At 67.0% G+C, this 13,909-nt stretch carries 14 protein-coding genes; 7 read left to right on the forward strand and 7 right to left on the reverse strand.

Annotated features, from left to right (window positions below):
- The first annotated feature begins 71 nt into the window (after nt 1–71).
- A complete protein-coding gene (locus RGUI_RS17705; protein WP_081535381.1) occupies nt 72–2,054 on the forward strand; it encodes a 4Fe-4S binding protein in 1,983 nt (660 codons plus the stop codon).
- Nucleotides 2,055–2,058: 4 nt separating this feature from the next.
- On the opposite strand, the gene RGUI_RS17710 is transcribed toward RGUI_RS17705, so the two are convergent.
- Complete coding sequence (locus RGUI_RS17710) at nt 2,059–2,886, reverse strand: cytochrome c (RefSeq protein WP_081535383.1); 828 nt, start codon at nt 2,884–2,886, stop codon at nt 2,059–2,061.
- Between the two features lie 167 nt (nt 2,887–3,053).
- Between RGUI_RS17710 and RGUI_RS17715 the strand changes: the two genes are divergently transcribed.
- Genes RGUI_RS17715 through RGUI_RS17725 form a run of 3 tightly spaced genes read left to right on the forward strand, consistent with a single transcriptional unit; the run spans nt 3,054 to nt 5,306 of the window.
- Nucleotides 3,054–4,115 (forward strand): Mrp/NBP35 family ATP-binding protein, encoded by a 1,062-nt coding sequence (locus RGUI_RS17715; RefSeq protein ID WP_081535385.1) that lies wholly within the window; start codon nt 3,054–3,056, stop codon nt 4,113–4,115.
- Nucleotides 4,108–4,833: a biotin/lipoate--protein ligase family protein gene (locus tag RGUI_RS17720; protein ID WP_253798605.1), complete on the forward strand. Its 726-nt coding sequence runs from the start codon at nt 4,108–4,110 to the stop codon at nt 4,831–4,833. Before RGUI_RS17715 ends, RGUI_RS17720 begins: the two co-directional genes overlap by 8 nt.
- A complete protein-coding gene (locus RGUI_RS17725; RefSeq protein WP_081536158.1) occupies nt 4,830–5,306 on the forward strand; it encodes a DUF6505 family protein in 477 nt (158 codons plus the stop codon). Before RGUI_RS17720 ends, RGUI_RS17725 begins: the two co-directional genes overlap by 4 nt.
- A 27-nt stretch (nt 5,307–5,333) precedes the next feature.
- Here the strand turns inward: RGUI_RS17725 and RGUI_RS17730 are convergent, their stop codons facing one another.
- Nucleotides 5,334–6,620 carry an acetylornithine deacetylase/succinyl-diaminopimelate desuccinylase family protein gene (locus RGUI_RS17730; protein WP_081535388.1) on the reverse strand — a complete coding sequence of 429 codons (1,287 nt, stop codon included), beginning with the start codon at nt 6,618–6,620 and terminating at the stop codon, nt 5,334–5,336.
- 142 nt (nt 6,621–6,762) lie between these two features.
- Between RGUI_RS17730 and RGUI_RS17735 the strand changes: the two genes are divergently transcribed.
- Nucleotides 6,763–7,029, forward strand: coding sequence for a hypothetical protein (locus tag RGUI_RS17735; RefSeq protein WP_081536159.1), 267 nt, complete (start codon nt 6,763–6,765; stop codon nt 7,027–7,029).
- A gap of 7 nt (nt 7,030–7,036) precedes the next feature.
- Complete coding sequence (locus tag RGUI_RS17740; protein ID WP_081535389.1) at nt 7,037–7,669, forward strand: DUF1523 family protein; 633 nt, start codon at nt 7,037–7,039, stop codon at nt 7,667–7,669.
- A 9-nt stretch (nt 7,670–7,678) separates the two neighbouring features.
- Here RGUI_RS17740 and RGUI_RS17745 read toward each other — a convergent pair whose 3' ends face one another.
- The gene (locus RGUI_RS17745) at nt 7,679–8,368 is read right to left on the reverse strand and encodes an aldehyde dehydrogenase family protein (RefSeq protein ID WP_081535390.1); all 690 of its coding nucleotides are present in this window, start codon (nt 8,366–8,368) and stop codon (nt 7,679–7,681) included.
- A gap of 116 nt (nt 8,369–8,484) precedes the next feature.
- On the opposite strand from RGUI_RS17745, the gene RGUI_RS17750 reads away from it, so the two are divergent.
- On the forward strand, nt 8,485–10,131 hold the full coding sequence (locus RGUI_RS17750) for an IS1634 family transposase (protein ID WP_081532493.1): 1,647 nt from the start codon (nt 8,485–8,487) through the stop codon (nt 10,129–10,131).
- A 49-nt stretch (nt 10,132–10,180) separates the two neighbouring features.
- On the opposite strand, the gene RGUI_RS17755 is transcribed toward RGUI_RS17750, so the two are convergent.
- The 4 genes from RGUI_RS17755 to RGUI_RS17770 form a co-directional block, all read right to left on the reverse strand.
- Nucleotides 10,181–11,728 carry an aldehyde dehydrogenase family protein gene (locus tag RGUI_RS17755; protein ID WP_081535391.1) on the reverse strand — a complete coding sequence of 516 codons (1,548 nt, stop codon included), beginning with the start codon at nt 11,726–11,728 and terminating at the stop codon, nt 10,181–10,183.
- Nucleotides 11,729–11,733: 5 nt separating this feature from the next.
- Nucleotides 11,734–12,714 carry a deoxyribose-phosphate aldolase gene (deoC, locus tag RGUI_RS17760; protein WP_081535392.1) on the reverse strand — a complete coding sequence of 327 codons (981 nt, stop codon included), beginning with the start codon at nt 12,712–12,714 and terminating at the stop codon, nt 11,734–11,736.
- A 113-nt stretch (nt 12,715–12,827) separates the two neighbouring features.
- Nucleotides 12,828–13,217 (reverse strand): YbhB/YbcL family Raf kinase inhibitor-like protein, encoded by a 390-nt coding sequence (locus RGUI_RS17765; RefSeq protein ID WP_216640084.1) that lies wholly within the window; start codon nt 13,215–13,217, stop codon nt 12,828–12,830.
- An 83-nt stretch (nt 13,218–13,300) separates the two neighbouring features.
- Nucleotides 13,301–13,900, reverse strand: coding sequence for a thymidine kinase (locus tag RGUI_RS17770; RefSeq protein ID WP_081535393.1), 600 nt, complete (start codon nt 13,898–13,900; stop codon nt 13,301–13,303).
- Nucleotides 13,901–13,909: the final 9 nt, after the last annotated feature.

Genomic DNA, 13,909 nt, shown 5'->3' on the forward strand with positions numbered 1-13,909 from the left:
CCGTCCTAGTCTTCGTCAAGACAGTAAAACGCCGCAAGGGCGATCTGTCCAGCGCACTGGGGGGAGGATCCATGGGCGTAAAGCTGTTGCTGTGCGATTGCGCAGGCACGCAGGTACTGGGTCGCGAGGCCATCGCGCGGGCCTGTGGCCTCGACTGTTCGGCGATCCATTCAGAACTTTGCGGGGCCGAGGCCGACAGGTTGGCCTCGGCCCTGTCCGCGCCGGGGGCGGAGGTCATCGTCGCCTGTGCGCAAGAGGCGGAGACCTTTGCGGAATTGGCCGAGGATCTGGGCGCCGCGCCCCCGCTGAGCGTCGATATTCGCGACCGAGCGGGATGGTCGGACGAGGCCGGACAGGCGACCCCGAAGATCGCGGCGCTGCTGGCCGCGGCGCAGCGGCACAGGCCGCCGGTGAAGACCGTGGATGTGCTTTCGGACGGGGTGTGCCTCGTGCTTGGTCCTCCCGGTGTGGCGCTGCCCGCCGCCGAACAGCTTGCCGATGTCCTGTCCGTGACCTGCCTGCTGACGGAAACGACCGAAATAGTCCCCGCACCGGTCCGGCGCTTCGATATCGCGGTGGGGAGGTTGCGCAAGGCGTCGGGCGTCTTCGGGCGGTTCGCGGTCACTGTCGATGCGATGCGCGCAGGCGCCCCGTCGGGGCGCGGGGCGGTGAGCTTTGGCGAAGCCCGCGATGGCGGTGTCGCCGATTGCGACATCATCCTCGATCTGTCGGGCAATCCGCCGCTGTTCCCCGCGCATGAGAAACGCGATGGATATCTGCGCGCCGATCCGGGTGATCCGCTGACGGTTCAGCGGGTGGTGTTCGACGCGTCGCATCTGGTGGGCGTGTTCGAAAAGACGCTGCATGTCGCGCTGGATGGCAGCCTGTGCGCGCATGCGCGGGCGGGAAAGACCGGCTGTACCCGGTGTCTGGACGCTTGCCCCACCGGGGCGATCCTGCCTGACGGGGACAGCGTGGCGGTCGATCCGCTGATTTGCGCGGGCTGCGGTGCATGCTCGTCGCTTTGCCCATCGGGGGCGATCGCTTATGACGCCCCGCCCGTGACCGCCACCTTCGACCACATCCTGACCCTGGCCGGGGCCTATCGTGCGGCCGGTGGCGTGGCGCCCCGCCTGCTGGTCCATGACGACACGCACGGGCGGGAGATGATCGCCCTGGCCGCCCGTTTCGGTCGTGGATTGCCCGCGGACGTGATTCCGCTGGCGCTGCCGTCACTTGGGGCGTTCGGTCATGCCGAGATGATGGCCGCGCTGGCGACCGGGTTCGTTGCGGTCGATCTTTTGTTGTCGCCCCGGGCCGACCGGGAGACGCTGACGCAAGAGACGGCGTTGGCCAATGCAATGACCGCAGGGCTTGGTGCCGGGGCCGGACGGGTTGCGTTGCTGGACGTGACCGACCCCGACGCGCTGTCGGATGCGCTTTATGGCGCCCAGCCACATCCGCTGCCGGTGGACCCGATCCTGCCGCTGGGCCAGCGGCGCGAGGTGACGCGGCTCGCGGCCCGGGCCCTGGCGCAGCAGGCCGCGCCTGTCGCACTGCCTGCGGGCGCCCCCTATGGCGCGGTCGTTCTGGATGCCGAGGCGTGCACCCTGTGCCTGTCCTGCGCCGGTCTCTGCCCGCCCGGCGCCCTTCTGGACAACCCCGACAAGCCACAGTTGCGATTTCGCGAGGAGGCCTGCCTGCAATGCGGGCTTTGCGTGGCGGTGTGCCCGGAAGATGCGATCCGGTTGCAGCCGCGGCTCGATATCTCCGATGCGGCGCTGTCGCCCCGGGTGCTGAAGGAGGAGGAGCCTTACCACTGCATCGAATGCGGCAAGCCCTTCGGCGTGAAATCCACCGTCGAACGGATCGTGGCCAAGCTTGAGGGCAGCCATGCGATGTTCACCAATTCCGACAATACCCGTCTGATCCGCATGTGCGACGATTGCCGGGTGAATGCGCAATACCACGCCCAGGCCGCGCCGTTCCGGATGGGGGACCGGCCGAAGGTGCGCACGACCGACGACTATCTGGAGGAGCGGAAGAAGACCTGAGCCCCTACCGCGCCTGCACCCCGGCGCCCAGATCGGCGGGCGTGATCGACGCGGCATAGGCGGTGATCGCCTCCACATCCTCCGGTGTCAGTTCCACGGGCGCGATATGGGGTGGGCGCGCGGGGTCGAATGGTACCGTCACGCCCGCCACCTGCGTGAAGGCGGGATGGGGGTTTTCCCGCCAGAAGCTGCGGAACTTGTCCTCCCATCCCGGGATCGTGCGCAGCGCCGCGAAAGAGGGGGTGGAGCCGATCCCGCCGAACCGGTTCTTCGCAGAGACGACATGACACCGGCCGCAATGCAGCAGCGCCAGCGCCGCGCCCCGGTCCTCATCCCCCTGTGGGCGGGTCGGTTCGGCCACCGCGACGGCCTGTGCGCCGGGAATGTAGACGACGCCGGAAGGCGAGGCGAACTGCGCCACGGTGCGCTGCCCGATGTCGGAGGTCAGCCAGTCGGCAAACCGTGCGCCCAACTCCGCGTTAGTGGCGTTCGGGGGAAGGGCAATGGCGAACAGGCCGCCGCCGTCCGGTGTACTGGCTTGGAAGATGGGTGTTGCGGAGGCGCCTGCGAACAACCTCTCGACAACGGCTTTGGGCCCGATCACGGCATCTGCCGGGGGCACGATGTTGGCGGCAAGGTCGCTGGGTGCTGTGCTGGTCACGCTGACCCGAATGCCGGTCTTCAGGGAAAACCGGGGGATGAGAAAGGCCAGAAGGCCACTGTCCTCCAGCCGTGCATCGGCGGCCAGCGTCATGTTGCGGGTCTGGGCCGTGGCTTGGCCCGCGCTGCCAAGGGCCGCGCAAAACAGCGTGCAGATCAGGACAGTACGCATCGCATCCTTCCCTTGCCTCCGTCCCGTCATTGTTTCACAACGGTTGAAAAGCGCAATTATTACAATGAAAGCGCAGATGGACGGGGAGTTTTGGACATGAACGACAATGCGTTCGCGACGCGGATGCGGCAGCCGGGGAATGCGGGCCTCGCGACCGGAGACCGGGTGTGAGTGTGACGCGCGATGAGGTGCTTGCCGTCCTGAAGGGCATCGTGAACCCGGCGACGGGGACCGATCTGATCGCTTCTGACACCGTGCGGGCCCTTACGGTGGAGGGCGGCAAGATCCGCTTCGTGCTGGAGGTCGCACCCGATCAGGGCAGTGCGATGGCGCCGGTTCGGCAGGCCGCGCAGGCCGCGCTGGAACAGATCGCGGGGGAGGGCAATGTCACGGTCCTGCTGACCGCCCATTCCACGCCAAAACCGCCCGATCTGAAGGCGGCGGGGCGCCCGGCGCAGGGGCCGCAGAAACCGGACGGCGTCGGCGCCGTGATCGCCATCGCCTCGGGCAAGGGGGGCGTCGGCAAATCCACCGTTGCCGCGAACCTTGCCGTTGCGCTTGTGGCCGAGGGCAAGCGGGTTGGCCTGTTGGATGCCGATGTCTATGGGCCGTCGCAGCCGCGCATGCTGGGGGTCACAGGGCGGCCGGCATCGCCGGATGGCAAGACGATCCTGCCGTTGCGCAATCACGGCGTCACGCTGATGTCGATCGGGCTGATGACGCAGGAGGAAGAGGCCGTCATCTGGCGCGGTCCGATGCTGATCGGGGCGCTGCAACAGATGCTGACCCAGGTGAAGTGGGGGCAGCTTGACGTGCTGCTGGTCGACCTGCCGCCGGGGACGGGCGATGTGCAGTTGACGTTGACGCAGAAGACCGAACTCGCCGGGGCGGTCGTCGTCTCCACCCCGCAGGACATCGCGCTGCTGGATGTGCGCAAGGCGCTGAACATGTTCGAGAAGACCGGGACGCCGGTGCTGGGTATGATCGAGAACATGTCGACCTTTATCTGCCCCCATTGCGGGGGAGAGACCCAGCTGTTCGGCCATGGCGGCGCGCGGGAGAATGCGGAGCGGCTGGGTATTCCGTTCCTTGGCGAAATCCCGCTTGATCTTGAAATTCGGAAGGCAGGGGATGGCGGCGCGCCCATCGTGGTGTCGAAGGCCGACAGCCCCGAGGCGCTGGCCTTTCGCGCTATCGCGCGCGGGCTGATCGATGAAGGGCGTGTCTGACGCCGCACCCAACCTGCCGCCCCTGATGTCGGGGGAGGGCACGCCGGGCGACCCGTTCGCGGTGGCCGTCGCACGGGCCCGGGCCGGGACGGAGGCGGGGCTGATCGTCCACAATGTCACGCCTGATCATCTGTCTGCCGCGCTGGTGCTGGCGCCCGAGGTGCCGCTGGCCGAGGCGATGGCGATGGTGCTGGCCGTGGCCAATGGCTTCGCCGATGCGTTCGGCGCGCTGGCCCCGTCAGAGGTCGCCGCGCAGTTCGACTGGCCGGGCGGGTTTCGGATCAACGGCGGGCAATGCGGCGGTATTCGGGCCGCGGCGTCGACCACGGCGCCGGGGAAGGTGCCCGGCTGGCTGGTGCTGGGCCTTGATGTGCCGTTTCGTGCCCCCGCGGATCGTGAACCGGGCGAGGACCCGGAGCGGACGACGCTGGACGAGGAAGGCTGTGGTGACATCTGCCCGGTGCGGCTTGTGGAAAGCTGGGCGCGGCATACCCTGTTCTGGATCCACGACTGGCAGGAGGGAGGACCGGCGCGGCTGCACGATCACTGGTGCGGCCGGGCCTTTGCGCTGGGCCGCGATGTGACGCTGACGGCGGGCGGCGAGAGGCGGAGCGGGCGGGCCATCGGCCTTGACGAACAGGGGGGGCTGTTGCTGAGACTTGGGGACGACACGCGCATCCTGCCGCTGACCGAGATGCTGGAGCCGCTGCCATGCTGAAACTCGCCCGCACGATCCGTCTTGACGAAAGCGACGGCAATATATTCGCCCGGCCCGCCGACAGCGGCGAATGGGCGATCCCCGGCGGGTTCGAGTTTTCCAACTGGACCGAGGGCGACCTGACCGGCAAGGCGCGGCAGGCGTTTGCCAATGGCTGGCTGTCGCTGGACAGTTTCGGCCGGGCGACCTTCGTCGCGGTCACGGCTATCGAACAGGCGGAGCTGGACGTGCTGGCCGAGGCGCTGGCCGGCCATTTCGTGACGATCTACGGCGCACCCGATATCGCGGCGGCGCTGCCGACGGCGCGGGAAGAACTCGCCTTCATGCAGGACCTGTGCGCCGAGCACGACCCGAACACGCTGCTGGTCGTGCAACGGGAACTGACCGGGGCCGGGGTTCGGGAAAGCTTCCGTGCGATTGCGCCGGGCGAGGCCGGGATCGACCTTGTCGCCCTGCATGGCAGTCTGGAGTAGCCCGGCCAGTTGGCAGGGACCGCGCCATCAGTCCAGCAGCAACTGTCCCAACGCCAGCGCCATGACCTTTGCGCTGTCCACCATGTCGTCGATCCCCACCCATTCGTCGGGCTGGTGGGCGAGGTCAAGGATACCGGGGCCATAGGCGATACAGTTCTTCAGCCGCCCGATCCGGTCGATATGCTTTTGATCATAGGTGCCGGGGGAGACGACGAAATCGGGCGCGTGGCCCAGCACCGTCTCGATAGCGCCTGCAACGGTCGTGACCACGGGGGCGTCGCGTTCGGCCATGGTGGGCAGAACTTCGAACAACTCCCGTATCTCGTAATCGAAGCCGGGGCGCTTGGCTTTCACCCGTTCCATCATGTCGGCGATCTCGCGCTTCACCTCGCCCAGATCCTCCTCGATCAGGAAACGGCGGTCGAGCGTGATGCGGCAGCGGTCGGGCACGCAAGGGGCTGGCAGGCCGGTATAGTCGGGGTCCTGTTCGGGCTCTCCCCCGTGGATGGCGTTGATGTTCAGGGTGGACTGGCGCGCCCCTTCGGGCACCACCGGCATGTCTGTCCGCTTGCCGGCCAGCAGGGGGAACAGGGTCGCCTCCATCTCCTCCAGCACGGCGCCCATATGGCGGATCGCGCAATCGCCGAGGAAAGGCATGGACCCGTGCGCGATGCGCCCCTTGGTCTCGATCTCGGCCCACCAGACGCCGCGATGGCCAAGGCAGACGCGATCCTTGTTCAGCGGCTCGGGAATGATGACATGCTGCACGCGGGCGGGATCGAACCAGCCGTGCTCGGCCAGATAGGCCACGCCCCCATAGCCGCCGGATTCCTCGTCCGCCGTGGCGCTGATTTCCACGGCGCCCTTGAAATCGGGGCAGACCTCAATGAACGCCTCGGCCGCAATGATCGACGCGGCGATCCCGCCTTTCATGTCACAGGCGCCGCGACCGTAGACCCGGCCGTCCTTGACCTCTCCACCGAAGGGATCGACGGTCCAGCCATGGCCGACCTCGACCACGTCGTGATGGCCGTTGAAATGGACGCAGTCGCCGGGGCGGGTGCCCTCGCACCGGGCGACCAGGTTCCAGCGCGGATGCCGGTCACTGTCGGCCGGTGCCCCCTCTGCCCGGATCAGGTCGACCTTGAAGCCACCCGCCGACAGCCGCGCCGCCAGCAGATCGCAGATCTCGCGGTAATGGCGCCCGGGCGGGTTCAGCGTGGGGATGCGGATCAAGTCCTGCGTCAGGGCAACCACCGCGTCCCGGCGGCGCGCGACGGCTTCTTCCAGTCTTGTGCGGATGTCGTCATTCATCCCGCGACAGTAGCGTGGCCTTGTGCCTGCGGCAATCGCATCCGGACCGGGGCAAGGGGTGCAAAGAACGGCCGCGATCCCCTATATTCCGACGCAGGAACGGGACCCGGCGACAGGGCATGCCCGGCGGATGGAGGGAACCATGTTCGCATTCCTGCGTTTCGCCGTCATAGGCTTCGTGATCCTCAGCGTGATCTACGTGGCCCTTTCTCTCTATTCGCGCGCCGTGCGCCGCGCCAAGCTGAAACGGGAATGGGAAGATGAAATCGGCTATGGCGACCGCGATGTCTATGTGCGCGAGGGACTGGAAGATTATGACAGTTCACTGAGGCGCAAGCTGATCCTCGGTGTCTATGTCGTGCCGGTCGCGGTGATCGGCACGATCATCTATATCACGAATTACATGTGAGGCTAGAATGACTTACGTCAAATGGACCTTCATCGCGATCATCGTGCTGATCGTCGGCGGCTTCCTGCACTACACGCTCCCCCAGCACGATGTCGTTCGCCTGATCGACGCGCGCGAACGCCAGATCGAATGGGGTGAGAACGACCTGTTCTTCGCGGATTCGTCGTCTGCGGAGAACCGGGAGAAAAGCTCGGGCCGTTACGTGAACTTCATCTCGGGCGCGCGGCCGAACGACGATATCGAGGTCTATCGCAACCAGGATACGGGCTGGGGCTGGCCGCCCTATTTCAAGTTCGACACGTCGAACCTTCAGGCCAAGGCCAGCGATATGATCTCGTCCAAAGAAGACCCGGACTGGGTGATCGTGACCCATTACGGCTGGCGGAACGAGTATCTGAGCATCTATCCCAACGCGGTTGAAATCCGCCCGGTCGAAGGCCCGGACGTGACCGTCATCCCGTGGTTCAACATCGCCTTCCTGTCGGTGTTTGCGATCTTCGGGCTGTGGGTCTGGCGGGTGGTGGCGCGGTTCCGCGAGGACCGGATCGAGCCGATGATCGACGATATGGAAGACACGTTCGAAGCTGCGGGCGACCGGGCACAGGGGATCTGGAGCCGGCTGTTCGGTTCGCGCGGATAGGCGCGGGGCTCAGGCCCCGGTCGGAATCCAGATGCTCTTGATCTTGCAGGCCGCGCCGCCAAAGGCGCGGCCTGCGTCATGTCCGGGCTGTTGGTCGATGCGTTTTCCAGCGTTGCGTGCCGCTTGGACGACCTGTGCCGAGACGTCAGCGGAGGACAGGAACCGAACCGCATCGATGCCGGGCTCGGTTGCAAGGCGGTCGGCCGGGGTATCGTCCGGGCCGGTGACGACACCGATCAGCCCCGGCGGGGCGCCTGCCTCGGTCAATAGCCCCGACAGAGCGATGATCGCGGGGTCGAGATGTCCGGACGACACGATCAGGCACGCATTGCCACGGGCGATGGCGGGCGCAACGGCCGCGACGATGCCCTGAAGCGTGGGGGACCGCTGGCCGATCAGGGCGACGACGCCTGCGGGTCGCTCCATCTCCTGCACCATGAAACCGCCGGGCAGGTGCTGCGTGCGTCCGGCGGAGCGCAGAGCAAGCGCTGCACTTTCGTTAAGGCATGCGCGGCAGACGGCGATCTCCTCGACGGTGGCCGTCAGGTCTTCGACGAACGCTGACGCGCTGTCCGCCAGCATCGCGGCCGCGGCGTGCAGGACCCTTGCCCGGTGATGGTCCGCCGCCGATGCCCATGCGGACTGCCGAACTTCGACAAAATCCGGGGGAATCTGCGTGAGCGCGTTCAGCGCAGGTATGGGATTTCAATAGCTTAAGGCGCGCGAGGTGGGCAGTTCGGCCGAAGTCGTGTAGTTACACGTTATGATGTTTAAGACCCTATGAATGCGCCCAAACGTGCGATATCCTGCATGCCATGTTCACGCGCATCACCGAGAGCGGCGGGCGTCGCTATCTGCAGATTGTCGAGTCCTTCCGTAACGAGGCGGGCAAGCCCCGGCTGCGCGTCGTGGCCAATCTGGGGCGCGTGGACGGGATGAAGGATGGCCAGCTCGATGCGCTGATCCGGGGGCTCAGTCGCGCCGCGGGTCGGGTCGAGCCCGAGAAGGCCGAGATCACCTACGAGGCGGCGCGCAGCTATGGCGACGTCTTTGCCCTGCACGAGTTGTGGAAGGACCTTGGTTTCGATCATGCCCTCGGCCGTGCGCTGCGTTCCGGCAAGCGGAAAGTCGACGTGGAGGCGCTGGTCCGCGCCATGGTGTTCAATCGGTTGTGCGACCCCACAAGCAAGCTTGGCTGCCTGCGCTGGCTGGAAACGGTCGCGATGCCCGCGATGCCGGACACCGTCACGCATCAACATCTGCTCCGCGCCATGGATGCGCTGATGGACCATGCCGAGCGGGTCGAGATGGAACTGGCCAGACAAATCCGTCCGCTGGTCGATCGGGACCTGGCCGTGGTCTTCTACGACCTGACCACGGTGCGCATCCATGGCGACGGAGAGGTTGACGACGACCTCCGCGCCTATGGCATGAACAAGGAAACCGGTGGCATCGCCCGGCAATTCGTGCTCGGCGTCGTGCAAACCGCCGACGGCCTGCCGCTCATGCACACGGTCCACCCCGGCAATGTCGGGGAGACGAAAACCCTGCAGGGCATGCTGCAGACGGTGTTGCAGCGGTTTCCCGTGCAGCGTGTCATCCTGGTCGCCGACCGTGGCCTGCTCAGCCTTGAAAACATCGACGAACTGACCGCCCTGGCCGATCAGGACGACCGCAAGCTGGAGTTCATCCTCGCCGTCCCCGCCCGTCGCTATGCCGATCTGGTCGAGACCTTTCGGGGCCTTGCCTTCGACGAAGGCGGCCTGGCGGAAAGCAATTTTGCCGGCCATCGCCTGATCGTCGCCCATGATCCCGTTCGAGCCGCCGACCAATCCGAACGACGTCGCGCCCGCATCGCCGAACTTGAAGCCCAGGCCGAAAAGATGGTCGCCAAGCTCGATGCGCAAGACGACGGCCAGACGGCGCGGGGCCGCCGCGCCTCCGACCGCGGCGCCTATAGCCGCTTCACGCGCGCCGTGGCCGAGGCCGAACTGACCCGGTTCCTCAAGGCAGACCTGCAGGCCGACCGGTTCAGCTACAGCATCGACGAAGACGCCGTCGCCCGAGCCGAACTCTTCGACGGCAAGCTCGCCCTGCTGACCAATGCCCCCGACCTGACGCCGACCGCAACCGTGACCCGCTACAAGTCGCTGGCCGATATCGAACGCGGCTTCCGCGTCCTGAAATCCGATATCGAGATCGCCCCCGTCCACCATCGGCTGCCCGACCGCATCCGCGCCCACGCGCTGATCTGCTTTCTCGCCCTCGTCCTCTACCGCGTCATGCGCATGCGGCTGAAGGCAAAAGGACATGACGCCAGCCCACGAACCGCCCTCGACATGCTCGCGCGCATCCACCGCCACGAAGCCCGGATCGCCGACCGAAAGCTCGACGGCCTCACCACCCCGACCCCCGAACAACTGGACCTCTTCGACACCCTGAACCTGCCAAAACCCGCCTGATCACCCTCGCGTAGTTACATTTTGGCCAATCTCGCCATAACGATATCAATCACTTACGCGTTTTACTGGTGAACTTGAGGGACTGTGCCTTGCGGGCGGCGGATATGGCCGTTGCCGGATCGTCCATGCCGCTCGCGTTCGTATCGGGTGGGAGGGTGTCCGGCGCGACATCCGCAACCGGCGCGGATTTGGGCCGCAGGAAGTCCATCGCATGGGTGTCCTCCAACGCGCTGCGCACATTTGGATCCGTCGGGTTCACCGCGTTGATCCAGACCGTCCCGGCCGTCAGTTTCGGCGCGATCGCAAAGGCCGTGGTCAGGCTTTCGCTCCACAGGCTTGCCGCGGGACGGGGGGCTGCGGCGTTGACCATCTGCACGGCTTCGTCCGCCGTTCGGAAGGTCTTCGACAAGAGCACGGGACCCGGGTCTTCCGCTTGCATCGCGGGGCTGGCCGGGGAGAGCCCGGTGACCAGCGTTGGCGGGAAGATGTCCCTTTCCGTGATGTCCATGTCCGGTTGGAAGACCTCGCCGTCCTCTCTGGCACTTTCCACCAGTGCCTTCAGCCGCCCGATGTCGTCGGGGCTGGTCAGCGGGCCGAAATCCGTCTGCGGTGACAGCGGATCGCCCGGGCTCAGTTGGCGAATGCGGTGCTGCAACCGGGCATGGAACGTCTCGGCAATCCCCTCCTGCACCAGCAGGTGCAGCCCCGCGGCCGTCGCGGGGCCGGGGCGGCCCCATGCGGCGTCCACCAGATCCGCGATGGCCGCTTCGATATCGGCCTCTGCGTCCACGATGAACCAGCAGGGCCCGTGCGGCGCCTCGGTCATCACCCGGCCCCGTTCGGCCTCTGCCCCGTCCAGCTTGGGCAGGGCCGGGCCCGCGACCACCAGGCGGTCGATCCCTGCATGCCCGGCGATATGCGCGCCGGTGTCCGTTTCCGTCAGGACGTTGACGACGCCCGCGGGCAGCCCGGCTTTCCGGCAAATCTCGGCAAACAGAAGTGCCGGCAGCGCGGCCTGTGGCGCGGCGGACACCACCAGCGTGTTGCCGGCCGCCAATGCCGGCCCGGCGCTGCGCAAAAGCGCCCAAACCGGGAAGCGCGCGGGCAGGATCAGGCCGCACACGCCCAGCGGTTTGCTGTCGGGGCAGGTCTGCGGAAGCAGTGCCGCCCGCGCCGCGTGCCGCTCAAGGCACTCCGCGGCGCCCGCCATCTCGACCTCAAGCGTACTGCGCAAAGTCCGCCCGGTGGTGAGCGTTGTCAGCAGAGCCAGTCGGCGCCCCTCTGACCGGAGCGCCGCGGCAAGGGCCGCCAGATGCGCGGCCCGGGCCGATGCGGGCGCCCGCGCCCAATCGCCTTGGGCGGTCCGTGCCGCCGCGATGGCGGCATCGGCCTCCGCCGTCGTTGCGTCCGTCAGCATGGCCAAGGGGGCACCGGTCGCGGGATTGGCAACCGCGATGCCGCCGCGCGCGTCGGTCAGTGCCCCGCCGATGAACTGGCCGAATTGCCCTCCATGCCCGGCCAGCCAGTCAAGCGCGGCGGCGGCGCTTTCGGCTGCGTCTCCCTCGTCCATATCGTTCAGGATCTCTGACACGCGCATCCCGTCTATCCCATCGCTAGGCGCCCGGCGGGGGCCGGTACGCCGGTTACCGCCACCTCGATCTGCCGTTCGATATCGCCCAGAAGGGAGGACGCGCCGAAGCGGAACAGGTCGGGTTCCATCCAGCGCGCGCCCAGTTCCCGTTTCAGCATCCAAAGCCAGACGAGCGCATCCCCCGTCTTCGAAATCCCCCCTGCGGGTTTGAAGCCCACCCGGTGCCCCGTCGCGTCGCCATAGGCGCGGATCGCCCGCAGCATCGTCAGCCCCACGGGCAGGGTGGCGTTCACCGCTTCTTTCCCCGTCGAGGTCTTGATGAAATCGGCACCCGCCATCATGCAGACCAGGCTGGCGCGGGCCACATTGGTCAGCCCGCCAAGCTCTCCGGTGGCGAGGATCGTCTTCAGATGCGCCGGGCCGCAGGCGGTGCGAAAGGCGGCGACCTCATCATAAAGCGCCTGCCAGTCACCCAAAAGAACGTGGCGGCGGGAGATCACGATATCGATCTCCGCGGCGCCTGCGGCCACGCTCGCCTTGATCTCGGCGAGCCTTGTGGCATAGGGCGACAGCCCCGTGGGAAAACCGGTGGAGACTGCGGCGACGGGCAGGCCCGATCCTTTCAGGGCGTCGACCGCGGGGGCGATCATCTCGTGATAGACGCAGACCGCGGCGGTGGTCAGGCCCGGCACCCCGACTGCGCCCAATATGTCGGCCCGCAGCGGATGCCGCGCCTTGGCGCACAGGCGGCGCACGCGGCCGGGCGTGTCGTCGCCCGCAAGTGTCGTCAGGTCGATCAGCGACACGGCCTTCAACAGCCACGCGATGCGAGTGTTCCCGGTCAGCGCGACGCGGGCGGGCAGGGCGGCGGCCTGGCGGATCACGGCGGGGTCGTTCAAACGGGTTGCGCGCACCCACCCCACATCCAGCGGCAGCCCCGGATTACGCGCATGGGCCAGTTGCGGCAGGGCCGCATCTGGACCCGCGGCCATGTCTTGCGTCTGCGTCCGGGTCTTTGGCACGGGCCACCTGTCGCGCTCTTCTCGCCCTTTCGTCGCATGGGCATCGGGCGTTGGCAAGCGCGGGGCGCTGTCTTGCGGGGCCGCTATTCAGGGAATTTGCGGCGCGCCGTCGCCCGGGCGAGGACCTTGTTGCCGTTGCGCGCGGTGGCAGTCCAGACATAGCGGTGCGCGCCGCGCGGGGGGCACGGACCCTTATAGGTGAAGGTGCCGGCCGGCACGCGCCCGCTTTTCGTGATCTTCAGCCGTCCGCCGCCGTGGTTGTATTGCGGCGCATCAAGGTCCTTCATCCGAAAGTCGACCGAGGTCGTGCCCGCGGGCACCCCTTTCAGCACGAATTCCGGGTTGCCGACGGTCTTGGCGCGGCCCGTGTTGCAGGCCGGCGTCGCGCCCCACGCGAAACTGAGCGTCATCTCTGCATGGGCAAGCCCCGCCGAAAGGGTCAGGGCCGCAAGGCTGAGCGGAAGGAGTTTCATGGATCACCTCTATGCAAGCTATGCTAGAAGTATCGCAGATTCAGTCGCGCGAAAAGGGCGTGCCCGATTGTTGCCGCGTCGGGTTACGTTCCGGTCCCTGACGCGCGGTCCCCCATCGCCTCGCGCCAGTGGCGGCGGCAGAGGGAGACATAGGTTTCGTTCCCCCCGATCTGCACCTGATCGCCGTCACGCATGGGCTGTCCGTCCGGCCCCATGCGGACCACCATCGACGCCTTGCGCCCGCAATGGCAGATCGTGCGGATCTCGCGCAGCACATCGGCGATGGCGAGAAGCGTGGCGGAGCCCGGGAATAGCTCCCCCCGGAAATCGACGCGCAACCCGTAGGCCATCACCGGCACGCCAAGGTCATCCGCCGCGCGGGCCAGTTGCCAGACCTGTTCGGGTGTCAGGAACTGCGCCTCGTCAATGAAGACACAAGCGCAGGGGCCGGCCTGCAGCCGGTCCGCGATGCGGGCGAACAGGTCATCTGTGGGGAAGAACCTGTCCGCCGCCGCCCCGATCCCGATGCGAGAGGCGATGCGCCCCGCGCCGGCCCGCGTATCGACGCCCGCGGTCAGCAGATAGGTGGCCATCCCCCGTTCGACATAGTTGTAGGAGGCCTGCAACAGCAGCGTCGACTTGCCGGCATTCATGGTGGAGTAGTGGAAATGCAGCTTGGCCATGGGGGAGGG

The organism is Rhodovulum sp. P5 (assembly GCF_002079305.1).
Lineage (GTDB): Bacteria > Pseudomonadota > Alphaproteobacteria > Rhodobacterales > Rhodobacteraceae > Rhodovulum.

What these genes read in the sequence shown, in the direction of transcription:
- RGUI_RS17770 (WP_081535393.1), bottom strand. Translation starts at nt 13,900, where the DNA reads ATGGCCAAGCTGCATTTCCACTACTCCACCATGAATGCCGGCAAGTCG.
- RGUI_RS17765 (WP_216640084.1), bottom strand. Translation starts at nt 13,217, where the DNA reads ATGAAACTCCTTCCGCTCAGCCTTGCGGCCCTGACCCTTTCGGCGGGG.
- RGUI_RS17735 (WP_081536159.1), top strand. Translation starts at nt 6,763, where the DNA reads ATGTTCGCATTCCTGCGTTTCGCCGTCATAGGCTTCGTGATCCTCAGC.
- RGUI_RS17750 (WP_081532493.1), top strand. Translation starts at nt 8,485, where the DNA reads ATGTTCACGCGCATCACCGAGAGCGGCGGGCGTCGCTATCTGCAGATT.
- deoC (WP_081535392.1), bottom strand. Translation starts at nt 12,714, where the DNA reads ATGGCCGCGGGTCCAGATGCGGCCCTGCCGCAACTGGCCCATGCGCGT.
- RGUI_RS17705 (WP_081535381.1), top strand. Translation starts at nt 72, where the DNA reads ATGGGCGTAAAGCTGTTGCTGTGCGATTGCGCAGGCACGCAGGTACTG.
- RGUI_RS17755 (WP_081535391.1), bottom strand. Translation starts at nt 11,728, where the DNA reads ATGCGCGTGTCAGAGATCCTGAACGATATGGACGAGGGAGACGCAGCC.
- RGUI_RS17710 (WP_081535383.1), bottom strand. Translation starts at nt 2,886, where the DNA reads ATGCGTACTGTCCTGATCTGCACGCTGTTTTGCGCGGCCCTTGGCAGC.
- RGUI_RS17730 (WP_081535388.1), bottom strand. Translation starts at nt 6,620, where the DNA reads ATGAATGACGACATCCGCACAAGACTGGAAGAAGCCGTCGCGCGCCGC.
- RGUI_RS17740 (WP_081535389.1), top strand. Translation starts at nt 7,037, where the DNA reads ATGACTTACGTCAAATGGACCTTCATCGCGATCATCGTGCTGATCGTC.